Below are 22,006 nucleotides of genomic sequence, written 5' to 3'. Positions count from 1 at the left end.
GCGGCCGGTCGTTGGGTACCCCGTGAGGCACGTACAAGGGCGCGCGCGGCGCGCGAGGGCCGCGCTGGCCGCCGTAGTGACATGGGCAGGGCTGCTGGCCGGGGCCACGGGCTGTACCTCGGACGACGCGGGAGGGATCGCCGGGGCGTTCGGCGCGCCCCCGGCGCCCGAGGACGTCATCAAGGTCTCGCCCGACGACGGCAGCAGGGGCGTGCGCCCCGGTAGGACGCTGCGGGTGCGCGTGCCCGACGGCAGGCTGGAGTCGGTGAAGGTCACCCGGTCCCAGGACGCGCAGGAGTCCCCGGTGCCCGGGCGGGTCTCGCCCGACGGCCTGACCTGGGAGCCCGACGAGAAACGCTTGGGGCTCGCCGCCAAGTACACGGTCGACGCGGTGGCCGTGGACGGCGACGGCCACCGCTCGGCCCGGCACACCACCTTCACGACGTACGTCCCCGAGGAACGCTTCATCGGCTACGTCGCCCCGGAGAACCGTGCCACGGTCGGCACCGGCATGATCGTCTCCCTGGAGTTCAACCGGGAGATCGTCGACCGTGCCGTCGTCGAACGCGCGGTGCGGGTCACCTCCCGCCCGGCCGTCGAGATCCGCCCGCACTGGTTCGGCCGGAGCCGGCTCGACTTCCGCCCCGAGGACTACTGGAAGCCCGGCACCCAGGTCACCGTCGACCTGCGCCTGCGCGACGTCGAGGGCGCGCCCGGGGTCTACGGCCTGCAGCACAAGACGTTCTCCTTCACCGTCGGCCGCGGCCAGGTCTCCGTGGTCGACGCCGCCCGGCACACCATGGAGGTCCGGCGCGACGGCGAGACCCTCGCCACCGTGCCCGTCACGGCAGGCGCCCCCGAGACGACCACGTACAACGGGAAGATGGTGGTGACCGAGATGCTCGACGTCACCCGGATGAACGGCGCCACCGTCGGCTTCAAGAAGCGCGACGGCAAGGGCGAGTACGACATCCCGGACGTCCCGCACGCCATGCGCCTGACCGACTCCGGCACCTTCCTGCACGGCAACTACTGGGCGGACCACACCGTCTTCGGACGGACCAACGTCAGTCACGGCTGCGTCGGACTGCGCGATGTGAAGGGCGGCGGCTCGGCCACCCCGGCCGGCTGGTTCTTCGACCGCAGCCTGATCGGGGACGTCGTCGAGGTCGTCAACAGCAAGGACAAGGAGGTCGCTCCCGACAACGGCCTCGGAGGCTGGAACATGGGCTGGAACGCATGGAAAGCGGGCAGTGCGGTGAAGTAGTCCGACAGGGGGCGGATCGACCCGGCGTTCCGTTGGGACGGAACAGTGACAATCGCGGGCCGCCGGTGCCCGGCGCCTTGTGGTTACTATGCGCCGGGGCGTGGGGGACGCGCAGGGGTTGTGGGCCTGACCAGGCCCGGGGAGGGGAGTACGACTTGAACGGGCGACCGATATCGGGGGCGTCGGTTGGGGGCAGGCACGGACTGCTCGCGCTGATACTCGGCGTGCTGCTCCTCGCCGTCACGGCGTGTGGCGGCGGGAAGAGCGGAGCCGGTGCCGGCGGGGGCGACGGCACCGGCAAGGGCGCGGACACCGCGCAGAGCAAGCAGTCCGAGGCCGTCGTGAGCATCACCCCCAAGGACGGCGCCAAGTCCGTCGACACCAGCGGGAAGCTGAAGGTCACAGCCGCCAAGGGCAAGCTGACCGAGGTCGAGGTCAAGGACGCCAAGGGCAAGAAGGTCGACGGCGAGATATCCGGCGACGGCGCCACCTGGGCGCCGTCCGGCCATCTGGCCGCCGCCACCAAGTACACGGTCCACGCGGTCGCGAAGGACTCCGAGGGCCGCACCGCCGCCGAGGACGCCGGCTTCACCACGCTGACGCCGGAGAACACCTTCACCGGCACCTTCACTCCCGAGGACGGCTCGAAGGTCGGCGTCGGGATGCCGTTCTCCATCCGCTTCGACCGGGGCATCACCAACCCGGACGACGTCGAGAAGGCCATCCGCGTCAAGACGGAACCGGCCGTGGACGTCGAGGGCCACTGGTTCGGCAACGACCGTCTCGACTTCCGCCCCGAGAAGTACTGGAAGCCGGGCACCAAGGTGACCGTCGACCTGAACCTCGACGGCGTCGAGGGGCGCTCCGGCGTCTACGGCGAGCAGGACAAGACGGTCGACTTCACCATCGGCCGCAACCAGGTCTCCGTCGTGGACGCCAAGAAGCTCACGATGAAGGTCATGCGCGACGGCAAGCTGTTCAAGACCATCCCGGTCACCACCGGCAAGCCCGGCATGGAGACCTGGAACGGCCAGATGGTCGTCAGCGAGATGCTCCCGGTGACGAGGATGAACGGCGAGACCGTCGGCTACGGCGGCGAGTACGACATCAAGGACGTCCCGCACGCCATCCGCCTCACCACCTCCGGCACCTTCCTGCACGGCAACTACTGGGCGGGCGGTGCCTTCGGCGAGTACAACGCCAGCCACGGCTGCATCGGCCTGCGCGATGTGCGCGGCGGCTGGGACAAGAAGGTGCCGGCCGCCTGGTTCTTCAACCACTCGATGATCGGCGACGTGGTGGTCGTCAAGAACTCCGAGGACCGCGTCGTCGACCCGGACAACGGGCTCAACGGCTGGAACATGTCGTGGGAGAAGTGGAAGAAGTAGCTCCGAGCCGACGCTGAGCTGACGACGAGGGTCCCGGTGTGACGGACAGCACCGGGGCCCTTGCCGTTAGTCGCCGTTAACCTGCTCCCTATGACCGTCACTCTCGAAGTCGCTGAAGGCGTCGGCACGCTGCGTCTCGACCGCCCGCCCATGAACGCGCTGGACATCGCCACGCAGGACCGGCTGAAGGAACTCGCCGAGGAGGCCACGCGCCGCGACGACGTGCGGGCCGTGGTGGTCTACGGCGGCGAGAAGGTGTTCGCGGCCGGCGCGGACATCAAGGAGATGCAGGCGATGGACCACACCGCGATGGTCCTGCGCGCCCGCGCCCTGCAGGACTCCTTCACGGCGGTGGCCCGCATCCCCAAGCCGGTCGTCGCGGCCGTCACGGGCTACGCGCTCGGCGGCGGCTGCGAACTCGCGCTGTGCGCCGACTACCGCGTCGCCGGCGAGAACGCCAAGCTCGGCCAGCCCGAGATCCTGCTCGGCCTGATCCCCGGCGCGGGCGGCACCCAGCGCCTGGCCCGTCTGGTCGGCCCCTCCAAGGCCAAGGACCTGATCTTCACCGGCCGGATGGTGAAGGCCGACGAGGCACGGGAGATCGGCCTGGTGGACCGGGTCGTGCCCGCCGACGAGGTGTACGCGCAGGCACACGCCTGGGCCGCCAAGCTGGCACAGGGCCCGGCGCTCGCGCTGCGCGCCGCGAAGGAGTCGATCGACGCGGGCCTGGAGACGGACATCGAGACGGGCCTGACCATCGAACGCAACTGGTTCGCGGGCCTGTTCGCCACCGAGGACCGTGAGCGCGGCATGCGCAGCTTCGTGGAGGAGGGGCCGGGCAAGGCCAAGTTCCTGTGAACACCCCTCCAGGGGCTTGCAATTGACGCGGCGTCTGATCCGGGTCCCTCGATGGGGCGGTTTATCGCAGCCTTAAGGGAGCCTTAAGCGTGTCCGGTCGGGGAACGGCGTCGCTTGCCCCGAAACAGGCCATATCCGCAGGTCATACGGGCCGTGGAGGGCTCCGAAGTGCCCATGGCATATGTCGTGCGACTGCCGTTCCGGGGCCCGTTCCGGGGGGTCTATTCCCCGGGAACGGCCCCGTCGGACGCCCCGGACGGCCATGATGGGGGGCATGGCGGGGCTGGAGGGTATGGAACAGCCGCGGGGGCACGCACATGCGGCCGCGGCGCGTTGGTCGCCGACCGTCGAGGACGAACGGGCGCTCAAGGCGCTTGAGTTGTACGGCAATCCGACGGAGGCAGAGGTTCTGCTGCCGTCCCGCCCCGAGTCCGCGGCCACCGCCAGACGGCTCACCCAGGTCGTGGTCCTGCGCCACTGGGGACTCACCCCCAAGATCACCGAGGAGGCGGTCCTCCTCGTCTCCGAACTGGTCGGCAACGCCGTACGCCACACCGGCGCCCGCGTCTTCGGGCTGCGTATGCACCGGCGCCGCGGCTGGATCCGCGTCGAGGTCCGGGACCCCTCCCGGGGGCTGCCCTGTCTGATGCCGGTCCAGGAGATGGACGTCAGCGGCCGGGGCCTCTTCCTCGTCGACAAGCTGGCCGACCGCTGGGGCGTCGATCTGCTGCCCCGGGGGAAGACGACGTGGTTCGAGATGCGGGTCGTCGACCGCTGACGGCCACCTTCTCTGTCAAGTTCAGCGTGTTGAGGATCAAGCGGCCGGCAAGGTCGTGATCTCGATGGTGCCCGACAACGACTGGGACCGTGCAAGCCGGCCATGGCTCCTAGGGCCTGTCGTTTGGATCAGGTCGCAGGGAATCGGCGGCACCTTGTCAGCGCTGGTGAGCGGGGCCTGGTGCGTGCAGTTGCAAGGCGGAGGAGGGAGTCGATGCGGAGCATCGGCGAGTGACGACAACGCGGCAGATGCGCGTGCCAGGCCCCGCGTCTGCGGCGTGATCCAAACGACAGGCCCTAGGGCCGGCACGGCCACCGGAGGGGCCGCGAACGCTGACAGCGATTCACTTGGCGCCCAGCGCCGGTAGTTGCGGCTCTTCGTGACGTATTTGCCAGGACCGGGTCGGACGCCGAAGCGCGCAGGTTGGCAGACTCTCAGAGAGCCTGCGGACTAAGGTTCGCCGTCGGCTCATTCTGTCGTCTCGGCCGCGAGTTCGGAGCGTTCCTGGCTTACCGCGCCAGCGGGTCCGCAGTAGGCCGCCATGGGCGGCACAGGGCGAGGAAGCAGCCCGACGCGGCCAGCGCGAGGCCGAGGACCGATGTGGCCATGGGTAGGGCTGTGCCCTGGCCACCGAGACCGGCCAGGGCCGGTGCGAGGGCGCCCATGAGGAACTGGGTGGTGCCCAGCAGTGCGGAGGCGCTGCCCGCCGCATGCGGGGCGCGCTGGAGGCACAGGGCCGTGGTGGTGGGCAGGATCATGCCGACGGGGCAGGCCGTGAAGAACAGCGCGGTGGCGATCCAGGGCAGACCTGCGTGTGCGGTGGTGACCAGGAGGAGCAGGGCGGTGCTGGTGGCTCCGAGCACGGCCAGGCCCGTTGCCAAAACGCGGTGGGAGGGGAAGCGGCCGAGCAGCAGCTTGCCGTTGAGCTGGCCCGTGGTGACCATGCCGATCGAGTTGAGGGCGAAGAGCAGGCTGTAGGTCTGCGGGGAGGCGCCGTAGATGCGTTGCAGGGTGAAGGACGAGCCGGCGATGTAGGCGAACAGGGCTGCGAAGCCGAGGCTTCCGGTGAGCAGGTAGCCGGTGAAGCGGCGGTCGCGGAGCAGGTCGCGCATGGTGCGCAAGGTGGTAGTCAGCCCGCCGTGCCGTCGATGTGTGGTCGGCAGGGTCTCGGTGAGCAGGGTGGCCGTGGTGGTGTTGTGGTCCTTCCTTGCGAGGTGCTTGGCCGCTAATGGGCGTGGACTCGCACCACGTTGAATGGCAGCTTCGGGTTGGCGATCTGGAACTGGAAGTTGACGATCAGCAGGTCACGCCCGTCGAACGCCGCCGTGGAGGGGCTGTGCATGCCGTGTCCGTGGACTGTGCGCACGAGCTTGGCCCGGGTGTAGTCGTGGCTCAGCTTCAGGACGCTGATCTTGCCCTCGGGGTGGTCGAGTTCGGTGACGGCGGTGAGAGTGTGGCCCCGCAGCAGCAGACCGTCGCCTGAGACGCCCTTGGCGCCGCCGAGGCCGATCGGGCGGAACTGGTGGGTGCGGAGGTCGATGCGGTAGAAGGCGTAGTCGTTGTAGTCGGCGAGCAGGACGTAGCGGCCGTTCTCGGTGACCACCAGGCCGTTGCCGTTGAAACCGTCGTTGTAGACCATCGGGGAACGGCTGAGGTCCACGCCCACGCGCAGGGGTTGCTGCACGGTCCTGCTCCTGAGCTGCGCGGCGGTGATGTGCCAGAGCGCGGGGTGGATGGAGTCGGAGATGTAGGCGTCGCCGTTGGGGGCGAGGGCCACGTCGTTGAGGAAGACGTCGCTGCGGCCGGTGCCGAACACGTGCAGCAGGGCGCGGGTGCGGGTGTCGTAGACGAAGACCTTGCCGGTGGCGCCGCCGGCGACGATGAGCCGCCCCGCGCGGTCGGTCTTCATCCCGGCGACGGAGACGCGCCCGTCCTGGCCGCCGGGCAGGAACACCTGGGTCGCGTTCTGGTGGACGTCGCCGCGGTAGATGGTGCCGTCGCTGGTGCTGCCGACGTAGAAGTAGGGCGTGCCCTGCTGGCGGGCGATGCCCTCGGGGTAGGTCCTGTCGCCGGGGATCGTGTAGCTGGTGGGCAGGTGACCTCGGTGGTGCGGGACGGTGGTGTGGGAGAGGTCGCCGCCGGGGGCGGCGAGGGCCTGGGTGGCGCCGCCCAGGACGAGAAGCGAGGCCACAACGACGGCTGCGGCGCGGGTACGGCGAAGACGAAGTGACATGACAAGTCTTCCTGAGGGGCGGGAGTTGAGGGGGAGTCGGAGGCTCAGTGACCGGTGCCGAACAGGGACCGGTTGGCGATGTCGATGATGAACGGGCCGACATGGGCGGGGTAGCGGTCCACGATCGCCTTCTTGTACGCCTCGCCGTCGTCGCCGAGCAGTTCGCGGGCGTCGGCGAGGTACTGGCGGATCCCGGCGTAGACCTCCGGCCCGGCGGGCAGGCCGTGGCCCGCGAGGACGGTGTCGTAGCCGGACTCGGCGGCCAGCGCGTCGACGGCCTGCTGCCAGCCGGTGATGTCGTTGTTGCCCAGGTAGAGGTGGACGTCGTGGTAGACGAGGTCCTGGGCGACCAAGACGCCCTGGTCGGGCAGCTTGACGAGGAGTTGGTCCGCGGCCTCACCACCGGAGACGGCCTCGAAGACGAACCGGACACCGTCGATGACCTCGGTGCCCGGGGTGATGTCCACACTGGAGGGCAGGTCGGTGGCCGGGACGGCCAGGCCGCTCGGCAGCTGGGCGGCGGGGCGCGCGGCGACCTGCTCGCGCACCTGGGGCAGCACATGGACCGGGACGCCGAAGCGATCGGCGCCGTTGTAGTGGTCGGGGTGGGCGTGGGTGATGATCAGGCGGTCCAGCGGCTTGCCCAGGCCCTTGGCGTAGGCGACGGCCTCGTCGGCGTAGGCGGGGTTCAGCTGGGCGTCGATCACGACGATCCGGGCCGGGGTCTCGATCAGCTGCGTGGTGGCGTGGAAGGTGTCCGCCGGGGACATGTAGCTGTGGATGCGGACCGCGCCCTTGTCGAGGACCGTGACCGTGCCGTTCATGGGGAGACTCCTTGCGGTGGAGGCGGCCTTGCGTCGCCTTGACGACCTCCACTCTCGCCGCGAAACCGCAGGCAGACGAGATACGCTGAAGACCCTGCATGGTAAATCGAGGACATCTGGAGACTGTGATGGTTCCCCCGGGCCTGGACGGCGGTGATCCCTCCCGGGGAGGTGCGATCCCCCGGCTCGACTTCAATCCGCCCGAGGAGCGCGTCCCCGGCTTCGAGATCGTCGACCTGGCGACCCTGCACGAACGGCGCCGACGACGAAACAGCCGGCCCGACGCGGTCCATCGGGTGGACTTCCACACCCTCACCCTGATCACCGAGGGCAGCGGAGAGCACGCGATCGACTTCGTGACCCATCCCTGCCGTCCCGGGACCCTGATGTGGATCCGGCCCGGGCAGGTGCAGCGTTTCGTCGACCCCGGAACCACCAACGGCACGCACCTTCTCTTCACGCCCGCCTTTCCGCCGCGCTTCAGCAGCGCCGAGAGGCTGGTGAACGAGTGGTACGGCCCCGTGTGCTGGCAACTGGGCACCGACCCTTCGTACGCCGTCCTGTCCGCTCTGCTGAGCCAGCTGCGCGCCGAGTACGATCGCGCCGCGCAGGCCGTGTCAGCGGAGATCCTCCAACTCCTGCTGGCCGCCGTGCTGTTGCAGATCGACCGGCTGCCCCACCCCGACGGCGGCACCGACCCCCTCGCCGGCGGCGAGGTGTACGCCCGCTTCCGCGCCGAACTGGAACACTCCTACGCCACCACCCGCCGCGCCGCCGACTACGCCCAACGCCTCGGCTACACCGTCAAGACCCTCACTCGCGCCTGCACGGCCGCCACCGGACAGCCCGTCAAACAGGTCATCGACGGCCGCGTCGCCCTGGAGGCCAGGCGGCTGCTCGCGCACACCGACGAGCCGGTGGCGACCATCGCCCGGCGCCTGGGCTTCCCCGAGCCCACCAACTTCGGCAAGTTCTTCACCCGTCACACCGGTGCGACCCCCGGCGCGTTCAGGGTCGCCCACCAGGGCCGGTGGCCAAGTCGGCAGACCCGCCGCCCAGCCGGTGCGGCATGATCGGTGGCCGGGGTGGAAGCAGGAACGGGAAGGGGCGTCAGGACCATGGACGAGCATGCGGAGATCTCGACATCGAGCGACGCCGCGAACAACGCACTGATCCTGGCCTTCGGGCGCTTGCAGGGGGCCGCGAACCGGCTGGAGTACATCCTGGGGCGGGCCCTGGAGGTGGAGTGCGGTATCAGCCATCTGATGTTCGAGGTGCTGCTCATCCTGGGCCGGGCGGGGGACCCGGGGCTGTCCATGCGGGCCGTCGCCCAGGAGCAGGTCCTCACGACAGGTGGCGCCACGCGCCTGGTGGACCGCATGGAGGCGGCCGGCCTGGTCGAACGCGTCGAGGATCCAGCTGACCGGCGCGGAAGGCTGGTGCGCCTGACGCCGCTCGGGGAGGAGACCACGGTCTCGGCGTCCCGGATCCATGTGGAGAACATCAGGCGCTACTTCTTGGCGCCCCTGCCCGCCGAGGACCGGGACCGGTTCGCCGAGAACCTTCGCATCCTGAGTCACAGCGCACGGGACACGCTGCCCCGGCTTCCCTGAGGACTGTGCGGCCCGTTCCCGGTGGGCCGCTTCCACTCGCGCCGCTGGACCGGCGACGGCCTCGACGCCACGGCAGTCCATTGGCCTGACCTGCGTCCCTGCGACCGGGCGGACCTCAATCCCGCCGGGGGCGCCCCTGGGACGATTCCCCTCCCCCACGGCTGGACGGCTGCCACAGCCCCGACGCGGAAGGCGTCCGAACGGTCGCAAGCTTTGTGACTCCTTGACTCCGGCTTCCCGCTGAATTCATGAGCTGCGGCGACACGTGGATCAGGATGAATCCCTGACGGTCGAACTAAGGAATATCTGACTAGTCAGGTACTGTTGGCCTCGGTGAACCGCTCGCACCAGGCGAGCACCCCACCCCTATGCCGAGGTCCTCGATGCAGCTCGTCTATGCCTTCGACGCCTACTGCGGCTGGTCGCACGGGTTCTCCCCGACCCTGCTCGAAGTCATCTCCCGCCACCCTGACCTGCCCGTGGAGGTGATCTCCGGCGGCTTGTTCACCGGCTCGCGCCGGGTCCCGATCCGCGAGTTCGGATACGTCCAGGGCGCCAACGCCCAGATCGCCGAGCTCACCGGGGCCCAGTTCGGTGAGGGGTACGACCGGCTGATCGCCGACGGCTCGTTCGTCATGGACTCCGAGGCCGCCGCGCGCGGCGTCGCTGCCCTGCGCCGGGCGGCCCCCGACCGCATGGCGGACCTGGCCGGCACCCTCCAGCGGGCCTTCTACATCGACGGCCTCAGCCTGTCCGAGTCGTCCACCTACCGCAAGGTCGCCGCGGAGGCCGGGCTGGATGCCGACGCCGTGGTGGCCGCCTTCGAGGCCCCCGAGGCGGACGACGCGGCGGCGGACGACTTCCGCCGCTGCGCCGAGCTGGGCGTCACCGGCTTCCCCACCCTGCTCGCCGTCGACGGCGACCAGGTCGCCGTCCTGGCCAGCGGCCACGCCACCGCCGACGAGGTCGACCGGCGCCTCGCCGCCCTCTCCTGACTGTGCACCCCATCCCCGCAAGGAGCACCAACCATGAGCAGCAGCCTCTCCTTCACGATCTTCGACCTGGACTTCCCGGCCGGGAGCAAGAACAAGACCGCGACCCTCGTCACCGGCGAGAGTGAGGCGCTCCTGGTCGACGCCGCCTTCACCCGCGCCGACGGTCACCGCCTGGCCGCCGAGATCCTCGACTCGGGCAAGAAGCTGACCACCGTCTTCGTCAGCCACGGCGACCCCGACTTCTACTTCGGCGCCGAAGTCCTCGCCGACGCCTTCCCCGAGGCGAAGTTCGTCGCCACCCCGATCGTCATCGAGCACATCAAGCACTCCTACGAGGGCAAGCTCAAGGCCTGGGAGGCCCTCGGCCCCAACCTGCCCACGCGCCTGGTCGACCTCCAGCCCCTGACCGGCGACCTCACTCTCGAAGGACACCGCTTCGAGCTCAAGGGCGGCCCTGCCGCACTGCCCGACCGCCACTACCTGTGGCAGGCCGAGCACCGCACCCTCCTCGGCGGCGTCCTGCTCTTCCAGCAGGAGCACGTCTGGGTCGCCGACACCCCCACCCCCGACGACCGTGCCGCCTGGATCACGCTGCTGGACGAGATGGGCTCCCTCCAGCCGGAGCTGGTCGTCCCCGGCCACCGCCTGCCCAACGCCCCGGCGAACGCCTCCGCCATCTCCGCCACCCGCGACTACCTCGTCGCCTTCGAGGAGGAGCTCGGCAAGGCCGCCGACGGCGCCGCGCTGACCGAGGCGCTGGTCGCCCGCTACCCCGACAACGGCATGCTCATCGCCGCCCAGATCGGCGCCAAGGTCGCCAAGGGTGAAATGAAGTGGGGCTGACCATGACCGACTTCGCCACCTCCACCGCCCCCGCCGACGTGGTCCGCCGCCAGTACCTGGCCTCCGCGGCCGGGGACCTGGAAGCCCTGCGCGCCACCCTCGCCCCCGACGTGGAGTGGACGGAAATGGCCGGCTTCGCCCTCGCCGGCACCTACCGCACTCCGGACGGAGTCACCACCAACGTCATGGAACAGCTGGGCAAGGACTGGGACGGCTGGATCGCCCACGACGACACCTACGTCGTCGACGGCGAGAACGTCGTCGTCCTCGCCCGCTACACGGCGGCCAACAAGGCCACCGGCAAGAACATCGACGTCCGGGTCGCCCACCACTTCGTCGTGCGCGGCGGCCTGATCGTCCGTTTCGAACAGTTCGTGGACACCGCCCTCGTCCGCGACGCCATGACCGCCTGACCCTCCCGCCACGTGAGGACAGCACAGATGAATGTCACCGTCGTGCTCGTGCACGGAGCGATGCACACCCCCTGGATTTTCGACCCCTTGCGTGAGCGGCTCAGCGCCCGCGGCATCGCCTCCCATGCCGTGCAGCTGCCCAGCAGCAATCCCGACAGCGCGGCCACCCAGGGGCTGGCCGAGGACGTCGGGGTGGTGCGCGCCGCTGTCACGGCTGTCGACGGACCCGTCGTGCTCGCCGCGCACTCCTACGGCGGAGTACCCGCGACCTGGGCCGCCGCGGAATCGGACCAGGTCGTGGAGCTCGTCTACATCGCCGCCTTCGCCCTGGAAGCGGGCACCTCGATGATGGAGTGGATGGGCGGCGACTTCCCGCCCACCTGGAGCCACTCGCCCGACGGCCTGGCCGTCAAGGCGGGAGACGCCGAGGAGTCCATCTTCAGCGGAGTCGACCCCGCCCTGACCGCCGAGGCCGTCAAACGCCTCAACTGGCAGGGCATGCGCGCCTTCACTGAGAAGCTGGGCGCCGCGCCGACCGAGGTGCCCCTGACCTATGTCGTGGCCACCGAGGACCCGGCGCTGCCGCCCGCGGTACAGCAACAGTGGGCCGCGCGTGCCGCCCACAGTGTTCGTGTTCCCTCCGGGCACTCCCCGCACCTGTCGCATGCCGACGAGGTAGCCGACGTTCTCGTCAAGGCCGTCGCGCGGGCCTCGTCCAACAGGTCCTAGCGTCCGCACGGCTGGCTCCTGGCGTTCACCCACGCCAGGAGCCAGCCTTTCGTCATGAGACCGACAGCGCTGTGTGCTGACCACTCCGGAGCACGAACGGCGGCTGCGGGACCTCGTCCTGGCCGAGACCGGCAGCCTCGGAGTCCGCCGCGTCACCGCCACCCGCACCACGCTGCCGCGCGGCTTCGAGACCGCCGACGCCGACGGACATCCGGTACGGATCAAACTCGGTCCCATAGTGCCAAGCCCGAGCACGAGGACGTCATGGCCGCCGCCACGGAACTCGGCCTGCCGCTGCGGGCCGTCGCTGCCCGCGCCCTGCGCCTGCGCCTGACCGGCGACCGCCGCCCCCAACGACAGCACGAGGAGTTGGGTGAGTGACGACACCGTGGAGCAGAGTCTCCTGAACCGTATGCGGACCATCGGACCGGTCGCCGTCGCCTATTCCGGCGCTGTCGACTCCGCCCCTCGTCCTGGCCGCCGCCGTACGCGCCCTCGGCCCGGAACGCGTCCTTGCCCTCACAGCCGTGTCGGAGGGCCTGGCGGCTGGTGAACTGCCACGCGCCCGACGGCTCGCCGCCGACGTCGGGGTCACCCACCTGACGCCGCTCACCGGCGAACTGGGCCGTCCCGGATACCGGGCCAACGGCCGCGACCGCTGCTACTTCTGCAAGTCCGAGGTCCTGGACACCATCACCACCCTCGCCCACCATCGCGGCTTCCGCTACCACCGGGAGACAGACGCCGAGCACGATTGTTGAACGATGCTACGATCCTGGCTGCCAGGTGCTGCGGCATTCGGACAGTGAGGGGAAAGCCCGTGACCAGCGACGAGGACTACCGAGCACCGGCCTCCTTGGAGGTCGTGCGTGCCTGCGCCGTCCGAGCTAAGCAGGGTGGTATCGCTCTCATGGGTGCCTCGGACGCCGAGATCGACTCGGCTCTGCGTGGCATGGCGGAGCGTCTGGGATCGGCGCAGTCGGCTCTTATGGCCGCCAACGAGAAGGACCTCGCGGCTGCCGTCTCCGCAGGTATATCGCCCGCGCTGCAGGATCGCCTGCGAGTGACCTCAACGCGGTTGGAGGCAATGGCGGCGGAGCTGCGCACGCTGGCGGACACCGCGCACGAGCCGAGGGACAGGGTCGTGGAGGTGCGCCCGGACGGCCTCACGCTGCTGGAGCGCAGGCGTCCGGTCGGGGTCATCGGCGCCAACTTCGAGGCTCGCCCGAACGTCACGCTCGACATCGCCTCCCAGCTCCTCAAGTCACGCAACGCGGGTGTGCTGCGCACCGGATCGGCTGCGCTCGGCTCGTCCCGGGCCCTGGTGGATCTGGTGATCGCACCAGCGCTCGAGGAGGCGGGGCTGGATCCGGACGCCATCCAGCTGGTGCCCAGCGAAGACCGCTCGGCGGCTTACGCGCTGGTGGCCCTGCCCGGGCTCATCCCGCTGGTCATCCTGCGCGGGAGCGGCGACAGCACCCGCGACCTCGGCCGTGAAGGCGCACGTCACGGTGTGCGGACCCTCGCCCATGCCGACGGCGGCGGCGTGTTGTACGTGGACTCGGCCGCCGTCGAAAAGACCGCGCATCAACTGATCATCGACAGTCTCGACCGCCTGGGCGTGTGCAACCGCCTCAATCTGCTGCTCATCGACCGGCCTGTGTACGAAGAGCGGCTGCCCGGCATTCTTCAGCTCCTGCACCGCCTGGGCATCACCGCTTCGCTTCCCCCGCACACCCATCCGCGCGGATACGAGTGGGCACTCGACTCGGAGCGCGCGGCAACCGTGACGATCGACGCCGCCGACGGCCCGTCGGACGCGGCGCGGATTGCGAACGAGGAGACGTCCGGGCTGGCCGCCGCCATCGTGACCGACGACCAGGCCGCCGCAACCCGGTTCATTGATGCTTACGGCGGCTCCGGGGTCTTCTGGAATTCCCCCACGCGACTTCTCGACGGCTTCAAGCTGCTGCGACTGCCGGAGACCGGTATCAACATCGACCGGGTCCCCGGTCCGCGCGGGCCGGTGAGCTTCCGCGATCTGTACTTGCGGCAGTACGTGGTCGTGCCCAGCGCAGAGACTCTCGGCTAAAACCCCGGCTGAGGGTTCGTCGGGTTTATCGGGTTTCCCGTCCTTCTCATGTCCGGGCGTCCTGCCCAGTGGTGCCCGCGTCCTGGTCCAGGGATACCGGCCGCTGACGTCGTAGTGCCTCGGCCAGCGTCTGGTGTCCGGACTGCTCGGCGTGCGCGACTCGCTCGCTGGGCAGGGCGCGCTGCCACCACTCGCCGGCTGCGGTGTCGGCCGAGGCGCGCAGTTCGACCAGCGCGGCGCCGAGGCGACGTCGGGAGGCGTTCAGCGCGCTGGGCACGGGATCCGGCTCGGCGAGGAGGGCCGCCGTGTGTTCGCGGGCGTGCTCGGCGGCGGTGAGCGCATGCTCGAGGCGGTCGCCTGCGCGCCGGTTGGTGACTGCCAGGGCTGCGGCGAAGCCGACGAGCGTGCCGACGAGAGTGTCCGTGATCCGTCCGGTGATCAGTTGAACGGAGTCCTGGATTGAGGCGAACTCGGTGATGAGCAGGGCCATCGGGGTGACGCAGACGGTATGGAGCCAGTAGTTGGGGCCGATCAGTGCTGCGGCGGCGAAGCAGAAGGTGAGGAAGCACAGCACGAGGGTCGCCGGATGTAGGTGGGCGAGCGGGACGATCGCGGCGAAGGCGAGGACGCCGATGAGGTTGCCGACGACCCGCTCGACTGCTCGTCGCCGGGTGAGCGTGAGGTTGGCCTGATACAGGGAGGCAGCGGTGACGATGGCCCAGTACGGGCGCCCGATCCCGAGGGCGAGGGAGGCGTATCCGGCAAGCGCGCAGCCGATCGCGGTGCGCACCGCGATGGGGGCGAGCATCTTGTGCTGGCTCCACCACGCCGCCCGGGGCGACGCGGTCATCTCGGCGTCGACGCCGAGGACTTCCTCGCCGTCCGGCACCGGGTGGCCGATGCGCGGAACCGGGCCCGAGCCGAGCAGCTTGCGTGCCCACGCCTGCAGACGCTCCGGGTCCGCGTCCCCGGGGGCGGTGACGGCGGCCTCGGCGCAGGCGACGAGCCGTATGAGGGAGCGGCGTGTGAGGTCGCTTCGGGCGCCGGCGGCCAGCAGGCATTGCCAGGCGGTCTGCACAGCTGAGGCAGCGGCAGCGCGGGCCTTGGCCTGGACCTCGGCTGTGCCGCTCGCGGCGGCGTACGCGGCGGCCATGTCGAGTGCGTGGGCGGTGGCGCGACGCTCGGGTCCGTGAGGGCGCAGCAGGCCGGGCGCCATGCAGACCAGCCAGGCCCAGACACCCCCCAGCAGGGCCAGCCCGATATGGCCGGGGACCTGAGCGGGAGTCTGAGGCAAGAACAGAGCGGTTGAGCTGATGAAAGTGAGGACTACGCTCGCGGGCGGGCCGATGCGGGTGGCGTCGCAGACGGCCTTCTGCACGGCGGCCATGAGAGCGCCGACACCGACCAGGACAGCTGCGTTGGTGGTGAGCGCCGCAGTGAGCAGCGCGACGGCGAGGCCACCGACCATGCCGAGCACCACCCAAGCCAGGGCCCGGTACCGAGCAGCGTAGGGGCGGTTGTGGCAGTACAGCGCGGACATGGCGCCGGCTATCGGGTACATCGCCAGGTCGAGCCTGTCCAGCACGAGCAAGGCCAGAGTGGGCAGGGCGGTAGCGGCGAGCACGCTCAGCGCGGGCTTGAACCAGATGTCGGAGGGCCGGCCGAACCGCAGTATCCCGGGGAGGGCCAGGCGGCGCAGGGCCGCACTTGTACTCATCGATTCTCTCCGTGAGGTTCGCCGTTACCCGTAACGGGGGTCGGCGCTTGGGGGTGTCGTGCCGCGCGGTGAATGTGAGCGAGACGGGGGGCGAACACCGCCGACTGTGAGCCTTCGCGCGGGGGCAAGCACCAAGAGCGGAACAATTCTCAGACGGTGGCGCACGAGCACGACCCGGCGGGCGAGGGCGTCCGTGGCAGAGAGGCGTCCCTCGATCGACGGGTCGGTCGTCGAGCGGAGGCGTTATCGCCCGGCGGAGGCCAGAGCGCGCTCCGCGATCCGGTTGGCGGCTGCCAGGGTGGTCATCGCCTCTTCGGTACTCCGCCGCAGGATCTCGGCGGTCGTCGACTGAATCGACTTCAGCCGGTCCCGGGACTGCTCGGGGCTCAGGTGGTGCAGTTCGACACCGGTCCCGTACATCACTCCGCCGGCGTTGGCCACGAAGTCAGGGGCCCAAATGATGCCTGCCTTGGCGAGATCGGCGGCCACCTCGTCGGTGGCCAACTGGTTGTTGGCCGAACCGACCACTGCGCGGCAGCGCAGCGCGGCCGCCAGCTCACTGGTGAACACTCCGCCCAATGCGCATGGCGCCAGGATCTCCGTCTCCAGCGTGTAGGCGCCGTCGAGTTCCACCCACTGCGCTCCAGCCGTCTCCGCGGCTGCGCGACGGGTGAGGTCGATGTCGGTTGCCCTGACCTGGGCCCCTGCGGCCACGAGGCGTCGGGTGAGCTCCTCCCCCACGGCCCCGAATCCGATGACCACGACGTCCCGGCCGTGCAGATCGGCGGCACCCCACAGATGCTCGGCAGTAGCCAGCATCGCGTGCTCCACGCCCGCAGCCGTGCCGAACGTCGTCGCACCCAGTCCGTTCTCGGTGGTCGAGTAGCCGCCGACGTACGGTGTGCGACGACGGATGCGGAGCATGTCGGCGGTGCTGCTGCCGACGTCCGGCGCCACGTGGTACGCGCCGCCGAGTTCGTGCACCACTTCGGCCAGGTCCATCAGCAGCCCGTCGCGCAGCGCCTCGTCCAGTTGCTGCGGGCCGCCGGGAAGCAGCGGTACGACAGCTTTGCCGCCGCCCGTGCCGTTGCCGACGGCGGCGGCCTTGTACGTCATGCCCCGGCTCAGCCGAAGGCAGTCGACGAACGCGTCGCCCGGGGACGCGTAGCGGGCTATGCGTACACCGCCCACCGCGGGCCCAAGGCGGGTCGAGTGGACCGCGATGATCACAGGAAGACCGGTCCGGCGGCCTGACCGGACCACCACCTGCTCGTGATCGAGAGTTGCTTCCAGAGCTGCAGCTGACATGGAAAACCTCCATAGGCGGGCGAGACGGCTGACTTAAGGTACCTTAAGTCAGCATCCTCGTAGAGTGGAGTGGTGACGTCATCCCTGATTGGCCTGCTGGCCGACCGCGACAGCTGGCGGTCCGAGCGCTGTTCCGCCGCTCGTGCCCTGGAGGTGCTCGGCACCCCGGCGAACCTGCTGGTGCTGCGCGAGGCGTTCTACGGCACGACGTACTTCCAGGACTTCGTGCGGGAAACCCCGCTCAGCGAGCCCGCGATGTCCAAGCGGCTCAAAGAACTCGTGGACGTCGGGCTCCTGACCCGGGTGCCTTACCAGGAAGCCGGCCAGCGCACACGGCACCGCTACGAACTCACCCCGCCCGGCGAAGAGCTCATGGTCGCCTTCTTCGCCCTCATGGAGTGGGGCGACCGGCATGCCGCCCCCGACGGAGGTCCGGTACGCCTGCGGCACCGGGAATGCGGGGCACCCGTTCACCCACGGCTTTCCTGCACCGAGGGCCACATCCTGCCGCCGGGCGAGGTCGAAGTGGTCGCGGCACCCACCCTGCTGAGCACCGTGGCAGCCGACGACTGACCGATGCCACGAGCACCCTGCCCCCTGCCGCCAGGGGCGTTACCTCCGAGTGCTCCAGCAGCGTTTCGCTATCTGTCCTGGTCAGGGCCAGTCGATGCGAGCCACCGTCGCCGGTGAAGGGGTCAAGAACCGGCATTGAGGTCGGGCGGCCCCGGGTGTGGGGTGCCTTTGATCCTCGGGTGTGGCAGTACCCGAACCACGCTGGCACCTGCGGACAACTGTTGGTGCAGCAGTCGGTTTTCCATCATCGACTGGTGCAGGGCGCCGACCAGCGCCTCTACGTCACCTTTGAGCTGGGTGATCTCTTCGGCGTCCGCGGCCCGTAGTTCCTTCAGCCGCCGGACCTGCTGGCGCAGGCGCTCCTCGAAGTCCCACAGATCGTCCGCCGACGCCTCGCTCCACCACTTCCCGCGACCCCACAGGAAATCGAAGAACAGGCAGTAGTCGTCCGTGTAGTTGCGCTTCGTCTCCTGCGCGAGACGGGCGAACGACGACCGGCACAGATACTGGCTCAGTACCTCGTCGATCCGGTAGTCCGGAGAAAGAAGAATCGGATCCCCAGGATGAATCCCAACGCGATCCTCACGTACAGCCAGGTCCTCCCATCCAGCCAAAACAGACACCCGATCCACCGCCACTTGGCGATCTGTCGGCACCCAGAACGCACGCCAACCCAACACTCATCCACCCCTGCTCGATCCGCTCCAACATGCCGATCCAACAGGGAAGGCGACGGTGGCGGCCGGGGTTCGACCGGGGGTGTGACCTGCGACGACTCACCTGGATGCCGATCGGGCGAATCACCGATTTCACCGCGAAACGCACCTTAAATGGTCCAATGCACCGCCACTTCCTCAAGAGCACCCTCGTCGCGGGCGCCGCACTCGCCGTCCTCGCCGCCTGCGGCACCCAGGGCGAGGAGCGGACGTCCGGGACACGCCCCACCAAGGCCGCCGTGCCCGCCCCGCCCGAGAAGAAGACCGTCCAGGGCCTGCCGGGCATGCCGCCCGTCCTCGACCCGAAGGACGTCTACGCGGCCGACCGCCCGAACAAGCTGTCGCCCGTGGTCAAGGGCTTCCCGTCCCGGGTCTACGTCCCCAACACCGAGTCCGACACCGTCTCCGTCATCGACCCGAAGACGTACGAGATCATCGAGACGATCCGAGTGGGCCGGCAACCCCAGCACGTCGTGCCCTCCTGGGACCTGAAGACGCTCTGGGTCAACAACAACCGCGGCCACACCCTCACCCCGATCGACCCGAAGACCGGCAAGGCGGGCAAGGAGGTGGAGGTCCACGACCCGTACAACCTCTACTTCACGCCCAACGGCAAGTACGCCGTCGTGATGGCCTCCCTCGACCGCGAGCTGGTCTTCCGCGACCCGCACACCATGGACCGGAAGAAGACGGTCCCGGTCTCCTGCTACGGCGTCAACCACGCCGACTTCTCCCTCGACGGCCGCTACTTCATCGTCTCCTGCGAGTTCAGCGGCGAACTGCTCAAGGTCGACACCGAGAAGATGAAGGTCGTCGGGCAGCAGAGACTGCCGTTCGAGGGCGCCATGCCCCAGGACGTGAAGGTCTCGCCGGACGGCAAGAGGTTCTACATCGCCGACATGATGGCCCACGGGATGTGGGTCCTGGACGGCGACAAGTTCACCCAGCCCACCCTGCTGCCCACCGGCAAGGGCTGCCACGGCCTCTACGTCGGCCGCGACTCCCGCGAGATGTACGTCTCCAACCGCGGCGAAGGCACCGTCTCCGTCTTCGACTTCACCCGGAACAAGCTCACCAAGAAGTGGGACCTGCCCGACGGCGGCAGCCCCGACATGGGCGGCGTCTCCGCCGACGGCAAGGTCCTGTGGCTCTCCGGCCGCTACGACGCCGAGGTCTACGCCATCGACACCCGCACCGGCGCCCAGCTCGCCCGCATCCCCGTCGGCAGCGGCCCGCACGGCCTCGCGGTCTACCCGCAGCCCGGCCGCTACTCCCTCGGTCACACGGGCATCTTCCGGTGAGCGTCATCTGCCGTCCACTGAAGGGAAGTTGACACGCCCTGATCGGGTGAGGGTCCAACGCCCGGCGCCGCGGACCCGCCATCGTGCCCTCGTGATCACCATGACCCTGCGGCGGCGGATCGCTGCCGCCGCCTTCGCCCTCGCGGCCGTTCTCACGACCACGGCCGCCACGCCCGTCCAGGCGCCCGTCCCGACGTCCGCGACGGCTGCCGCCAAGGCCGCCGCCCCCGCGCCGGCCGCCTGTCCCGTCCGGTTCACCGACAAGATCAAGGCCGCCGCCGACCGCCGTGTCGACGTCGACCGCATCACCCCCGAACCCTCCTGGCGCACCAGTTGCGGCACCCTCTACCGCGCCGACGGCCGCGGCCCGTCCGTCATCTTCGAGGAGGGCTTCCACCCCAAGGACGTCATCGCCGGCCAGTACGACCTGGAGAAGTACGTCCTGGTCAACCAGCCGTCCCCGTATGTGTCGACGTCGTACGACCACGACCTGTACAAGCAGTGGCGCTCCGGCTTCAACTACTACGTCGACGCCCCCGGCGGCATCGACGTCAACAAGACCATCGGCGACACCCACAGGTGGGCCGACCAGCACGAGGTCGCCTTCCCCGGCGGCGTCGCCCGGCAGTACATCATCGGCGTCTGCCCGGTCGACAAGCAGACCAAGACCGAGATCATGAGCAAGTGCGAGAGCAATCCGCACTACGAGCCCTGGCACTGAGCAGCGCCTCCGAGCCCACGGGCCGGTAGCCGGCCGCCTGGAACGCCCGCAGACTACGGGCGTTCCCCGCCGACACCTGGGCCCACACCGGCGCGTCCCCGACCAGGTGCCGCGCCGCCTCCACCAGCCGCCGCCCCAGCCCCCGCCGGCGCGCCTCCTCCGCCACCTCGACCGCGACCTCCCACCGCCCGGCCACCCCACGGCCGAGGACGAGGACCCCGCCGTCCGCCGCCCACACCCGCACGTCGTCACGCCGGCGACGTGCGGAGACCACCCGTGGATGGCCGGGATCGTCGATCTCCGTCAACGCGAGCGGAGGCTCCCCGGGCAGCGCGGCGCCGGTCAGCAGCACGTCGATCGTGTCGGACGTACGCCCGGTCCGGTCCATGAGGGCCGCCAGGAAACGGGCGTTCATCGTGGCCGCGAGACCGTCGCAGTCGGTGCCGGCCAGCGTCCGGCGTATCCAGCCGGGATCCTCGTCGGTGAAGACGACCGAGTGGGCCGTGAAGGCGAGGACCCCCGCGTCCCGGTGCGAGGGCTGGTTCACGATCGTCGTCCCGCCGTCCGCCGGCGGGAAGACGCCTCGGGCCGCCGCGTCCAGAATGTCCCGCAGAGTGTCCGCCACCGACGCGCTCCTTGAGTCTCCACCCACTGGAGGGCCCAGACTCGCAGACATGACCGACGACGGCACCGGAATGCTCACCATCGGGGAACTGGCCCGGGTCACCGGGCTGACCGTGCGCACCATCCGCTACTGGTCCGACGAGGGCGCGCTGCCCCCGGTGGCCCGGTCCGCGGGCGGCTACCGGCTGTACGACGCCGCGTCCGTGGCCCGTCTGGAGCTGATCCGCACCCTGCGCGAACTCGGCCTCGGCCTGGCGGACGTCCGCCGGGTCCTGGCCGGCGAGACGACGGTCGCGCAGGTCGCCGCCGCGCACGTGGTCGCGCTGGACGCGCAGATCCGCTCCCTCAAGGTGACCCGTGCGGTGCTGTCGACGGTGGCGAAGCGGGGTTCCAGCGCGGAGGAGATGACACTCATGAACAGACTGGCACGGCTCTCGGCGGCCGAACGGCGGCAGATTGTCGAGGACTTCATGGCGGAGGTCTTCGAGGGGATCGACACGGCCGACCCGGACATCCGCCACAGGCTGCGTCTCGCGGCCGCCGAGCTGCCCGACGACCCCACGCCCGGGCAGGTCGACGCCTGGGTGGAGCTCGCCGAGCTGATCCAGGACCCCGGCTTCCGCGCCCAGATGCGGCAGATGATCGAGTTCAACGCGGCCGACCGGGGGCCGGACGTCCCGGCCGGTTCGTCCCTGTGGTTCATCAGCCGGCTCGTACAGCTCGCGGCCGACGCCCGGCAGCGCGGCATCGCCCCCGGGGCGCCGGAGGCCGACGACGTCCTGACGGACCTGCTCGGCGACACCGACCGGTCCGCCGTGCTCGGACGCCTCACGGCCGCCTCCAACGTACGGGTCGCCCGCTACCGCGAACTCCAGGCCGTCGTCAACGGCCTCGACCCCCAGCCGACCTACGACGAGGAGTTCGCCTGGGTGGTCGCCGCGCTGGAGGCGCGCACGGCCAGTTAATCTGACCTGCGTCAGCACGACGCAGAACACGAGAGTAGGGGCGGATCG

At 69.9% G+C, this 22,006-nt stretch carries 23 protein-coding genes and 1 pseudogene; 17 read left to right on the top strand and 7 right to left on the bottom strand.

Annotation, left to right across the window (positions count from 1 at the left end):
- The first annotated feature begins 22 nt into the window (after window positions 1-22).
- The 4 genes from ACZ58V_RS01510 (at window position 23) to ACZ58V_RS01495 (ending at window position 4,291) form a co-directional block, all read left to right on the top strand.
- Window positions 23-1,267, top strand: coding sequence for a L,D-transpeptidase (locus tag ACZ58V_RS01510; protein ID WP_471287838.1), 1,245 nt, complete (start codon window positions 23-25; stop codon window positions 1,265-1,267).
- A gap of 155 nt (window positions 1,268-1,422) precedes the next feature.
- Window positions 1,423-2,655, top strand: a complete 1,233-nt coding sequence (locus ACZ58V_RS01505) for a L,D-transpeptidase (RefSeq protein ID WP_468194691.1) — start codon at window positions 1,423-1,425, stop codon at window positions 2,653-2,655.
- A 90-nt stretch (window positions 2,656-2,745) separates the two neighbouring features.
- Window positions 2,746-3,513, top strand: a complete 768-nt coding sequence (locus ACZ58V_RS01500) for an enoyl-CoA hydratase/isomerase family protein (protein WP_471287836.1) — start codon at window positions 2,746-2,748, stop codon at window positions 3,511-3,513.
- Window positions 3,514-3,787: 274 nt separating this feature from the next.
- Window positions 3,788-4,291 carry an ATP-binding protein gene (locus ACZ58V_RS01495; protein ID WP_471287834.1) on the top strand — a complete coding sequence of 168 codons (504 nt, stop codon included), beginning with the start codon at window positions 3,788-3,790 and terminating at the stop codon, window positions 4,289-4,291.
- A gap of 509 nt (window positions 4,292-4,800) precedes the next feature.
- On the opposite strand, the gene ACZ58V_RS01490 is transcribed toward ACZ58V_RS01495, so the two are convergent.
- From ACZ58V_RS01490 to ACZ58V_RS01480, 3 genes are all read right to left on the bottom strand, one after another.
- Window positions 4,801-5,454, bottom strand: a complete 654-nt coding sequence (locus ACZ58V_RS01490) for an MFS transporter (protein ID WP_471288721.1) — start codon at window positions 5,452-5,454, stop codon at window positions 4,801-4,803.
- A gap of 62 nt (window positions 5,455-5,516) precedes the next feature.
- Entirely contained in the window at window positions 5,517-6,524 is a 1,008-nt protein-coding gene (locus ACZ58V_RS01485; RefSeq protein WP_471287833.1) for an SMP-30/gluconolactonase/LRE family protein, read from the bottom strand.
- A 44-nt stretch (window positions 6,525-6,568) separates the two neighbouring features.
- Entirely contained in the window at window positions 6,569-7,348 is a 780-nt protein-coding gene (locus tag ACZ58V_RS01480; RefSeq protein ID WP_471287830.1) for an MBL fold metallo-hydrolase, read from the bottom strand.
- Window positions 7,349-7,476: 128 nt separating this feature from the next.
- Between ACZ58V_RS01480 and ACZ58V_RS01475 the strand changes: the two genes are divergently transcribed.
- The 9 genes and pseudogenes from ACZ58V_RS01475 (at window position 7,477) to ACZ58V_RS01435 (ending at window position 14,033) form a co-directional block, all read left to right on the top strand.
- A complete protein-coding gene (locus ACZ58V_RS01475; protein WP_471287828.1) occupies window positions 7,477-8,421 on the top strand; it encodes an AraC family transcriptional regulator in 945 nt (314 codons plus the stop codon).
- A gap of 45 nt (window positions 8,422-8,466) precedes the next feature.
- Window positions 8,467-8,961: a MarR family winged helix-turn-helix transcriptional regulator gene (locus ACZ58V_RS01470; protein WP_471287827.1), complete on the top strand. Its 495-nt coding sequence runs from the start codon at window positions 8,467-8,469 to the stop codon at window positions 8,959-8,961.
- Between the two features lie 383 nt (window positions 8,962-9,344).
- On the top strand, window positions 9,345-9,956 hold the full coding sequence (locus ACZ58V_RS01465; RefSeq protein WP_471287824.1) for a DsbA family protein: 612 nt from the start codon (window positions 9,345-9,347) through the stop codon (window positions 9,954-9,956).
- Window positions 9,957-9,989: 33 nt separating this feature from the next.
- Entirely contained in the window at window positions 9,990-10,799 is an 810-nt protein-coding gene (locus ACZ58V_RS01460; RefSeq protein WP_468194715.1) for an MBL fold metallo-hydrolase, read from the top strand.
- Window positions 10,800-10,801: 2 nt separating this feature from the next.
- Window positions 10,802-11,212: a nuclear transport factor 2 family protein gene (locus ACZ58V_RS01455; protein ID WP_468194718.1), complete on the top strand. Its 411-nt coding sequence runs from the start codon at window positions 10,802-10,804 to the stop codon at window positions 11,210-11,212.
- A 27-nt stretch (window positions 11,213-11,239) separates the two neighbouring features.
- On the top strand, window positions 11,240-11,941 hold the full coding sequence (locus tag ACZ58V_RS01450; protein WP_468194721.1) for an alpha/beta fold hydrolase: 702 nt from the start codon (window positions 11,240-11,242) through the stop codon (window positions 11,939-11,941).
- Between the two features lie 73 nt (window positions 11,942-12,014).
- Window positions 12,015-12,113: pseudogene (locus tag ACZ58V_RS01445) on the top strand (hypothetical protein); the annotation flags it as partial.
- 355 nt (window positions 12,114-12,468) lie between these two features.
- On the top strand, window positions 12,469-12,702 hold the full coding sequence (locus ACZ58V_RS01440) for a hypothetical protein (RefSeq protein ID WP_471287823.1): 234 nt from the start codon (window positions 12,469-12,471) through the stop codon (window positions 12,700-12,702).
- A 59-nt stretch (window positions 12,703-12,761) separates the two neighbouring features.
- Window positions 12,762-14,033, top strand: coding sequence for an aldehyde dehydrogenase family protein (locus ACZ58V_RS01435; RefSeq protein ID WP_468194727.1), 1,272 nt, complete (start codon window positions 12,762-12,764; stop codon window positions 14,031-14,033).
- A 46-nt stretch (window positions 14,034-14,079) separates the two neighbouring features.
- On the opposite strand, the gene ACZ58V_RS01430 is transcribed toward ACZ58V_RS01435, so the two are convergent.
- The gene (locus ACZ58V_RS01430; RefSeq protein WP_471287821.1) at window positions 14,080-15,750 is read right to left on the bottom strand and encodes an FUSC family protein; all 1,671 of its coding nucleotides are present in this window, start codon (window positions 15,748-15,750) and stop codon (window positions 14,080-14,082) included.
- Window positions 15,751-15,993: 243 nt separating this feature from the next.
- The gene (locus tag ACZ58V_RS01425; RefSeq protein ID WP_471287820.1) at window positions 15,994-17,058 is read right to left on the bottom strand and encodes a Glu/Leu/Phe/Val dehydrogenase dimerization domain-containing protein; all 1,065 of its coding nucleotides are present in this window, start codon (window positions 17,056-17,058) and stop codon (window positions 15,994-15,996) included.
- Between the two features lie 72 nt (window positions 17,059-17,130).
- On the opposite strand from ACZ58V_RS01425, the gene ACZ58V_RS01420 reads away from it, so the two are divergent.
- On the top strand, window positions 17,131-17,631 hold the full coding sequence (locus ACZ58V_RS01420) for a winged helix-turn-helix transcriptional regulator (protein WP_468194733.1): 501 nt from the start codon (window positions 17,131-17,133) through the stop codon (window positions 17,629-17,631).
- A gap of 122 nt (window positions 17,632-17,753) precedes the next feature.
- Here ACZ58V_RS01420 and ACZ58V_RS01415 read toward each other — a convergent pair whose 3' ends face one another.
- Entirely contained in the window at window positions 17,754-18,269 is a 516-nt protein-coding gene (locus ACZ58V_RS01415) for a hypothetical protein (protein WP_471287819.1), read from the bottom strand.
- A 200-nt stretch (window positions 18,270-18,469) separates the two neighbouring features.
- Between ACZ58V_RS01415 and ACZ58V_RS01410 the strand changes: the two genes are divergently transcribed.
- Window positions 18,470-19,648 carry a YncE family protein gene (locus ACZ58V_RS01410; RefSeq protein ID WP_471287817.1) on the top strand — a complete coding sequence of 393 codons (1,179 nt, stop codon included), beginning with the start codon at window positions 18,470-18,472 and terminating at the stop codon, window positions 19,646-19,648.
- Between the two features lie 91 nt (window positions 19,649-19,739).
- Window positions 19,740-20,369 carry an ADP-ribosyltransferase gene (locus ACZ58V_RS01405; protein ID WP_471287815.1) on the top strand — a complete coding sequence of 210 codons (630 nt, stop codon included), beginning with the start codon at window positions 19,740-19,742 and terminating at the stop codon, window positions 20,367-20,369.
- Here ACZ58V_RS01405 and ACZ58V_RS01400 read toward each other — a convergent pair.
- On the bottom strand, window positions 20,323-20,994 hold the full coding sequence (locus ACZ58V_RS01400) for a GNAT family N-acetyltransferase (RefSeq protein ID WP_471287814.1): 672 nt from the start codon (window positions 20,992-20,994) through the stop codon (window positions 20,323-20,325). The genes ACZ58V_RS01405 and ACZ58V_RS01400 overlap by 47 nt on opposite strands.
- Before the next feature lie 49 nt (window positions 20,995-21,043).
- Here ACZ58V_RS01400 and ACZ58V_RS01395 point away from each other — a divergent pair, with 49 nt between their 5' ends.
- A complete protein-coding gene (locus tag ACZ58V_RS01395) occupies window positions 21,044-21,958 on the top strand; it encodes a helix-turn-helix domain-containing protein (RefSeq protein ID WP_471287813.1) in 915 nt (304 codons plus the stop codon).
- The last annotated feature ends 48 nt before the right edge of the window (window positions 21,959-22,006 follow it).

The organism is Streptomyces sp. NPDC040589, from assembly GCF_055594445.1.
This window is presented reverse-complemented; position numbering and strand designations above follow the sequence as displayed.

Bases quoted from the DNA above. Each gene is read 5' to 3' on its own strand.
- ACZ58V_RS01500 (WP_471287836.1), top strand. From the start codon at position 2,746: ATGACCGTCACTCTCGAAGTCGCTGAAGGCGTCGGCACGCTGCGTCTC.
- ACZ58V_RS01495 (WP_471287834.1), top strand. From the start codon at position 3,788: ATGGCGGGGCTGGAGGGTATGGAACAGCCGCGGGGGCACGCACATGCG.
- ACZ58V_RS01485 (WP_471287833.1), bottom strand. From the start codon at position 6,524: ATGTCACTTCGTCTTCGCCGTACCCGCGCCGCAGCCGTCGTTGTGGCC.
- ACZ58V_RS01480 (WP_471287830.1), bottom strand. From the start codon at position 7,348: ATGAACGGCACGGTCACGGTCCTCGACAAGGGCGCGGTCCGCATCCAC.
- ACZ58V_RS01475 (WP_471287828.1), top strand. From the start codon at position 7,477: ATGGTTCCCCCGGGCCTGGACGGCGGTGATCCCTCCCGGGGAGGTGCG.
- ACZ58V_RS01470 (WP_471287827.1), top strand. From the start codon at position 8,467: ATGGACGAGCATGCGGAGATCTCGACATCGAGCGACGCCGCGAACAAC.
- ACZ58V_RS01465 (WP_471287824.1), top strand. From the start codon at position 9,345: ATGCAGCTCGTCTATGCCTTCGACGCCTACTGCGGCTGGTCGCACGGG.
- ACZ58V_RS01460 (WP_468194715.1), top strand. From the start codon at position 9,990: ATGAGCAGCAGCCTCTCCTTCACGATCTTCGACCTGGACTTCCCGGCC.
- ACZ58V_RS01455 (WP_468194718.1), top strand. From the start codon at position 10,802: ATGACCGACTTCGCCACCTCCACCGCCCCCGCCGACGTGGTCCGCCGC.
- ACZ58V_RS01450 (WP_468194721.1), top strand. From the start codon at position 11,240: ATGAATGTCACCGTCGTGCTCGTGCACGGAGCGATGCACACCCCCTGG.
- ACZ58V_RS01430 (WP_471287821.1), bottom strand. From the start codon at position 15,750: ATGAGTACAAGTGCGGCCCTGCGCCGCCTGGCCCTCCCCGGGATACTG.
- ACZ58V_RS01425 (WP_471287820.1), bottom strand. From the start codon at position 17,058: ATGTCAGCTGCAGCTCTGGAAGCAACTCTCGATCACGAGCAGGTGGTG.
- ACZ58V_RS01410 (WP_471287817.1), top strand. From the start codon at position 18,470: ATGCACCGCCACTTCCTCAAGAGCACCCTCGTCGCGGGCGCCGCACTC.
- ACZ58V_RS01395 (WP_471287813.1), top strand. From the start codon at position 21,044: ATGACCGACGACGGCACCGGAATGCTCACCATCGGGGAACTGGCCCGG.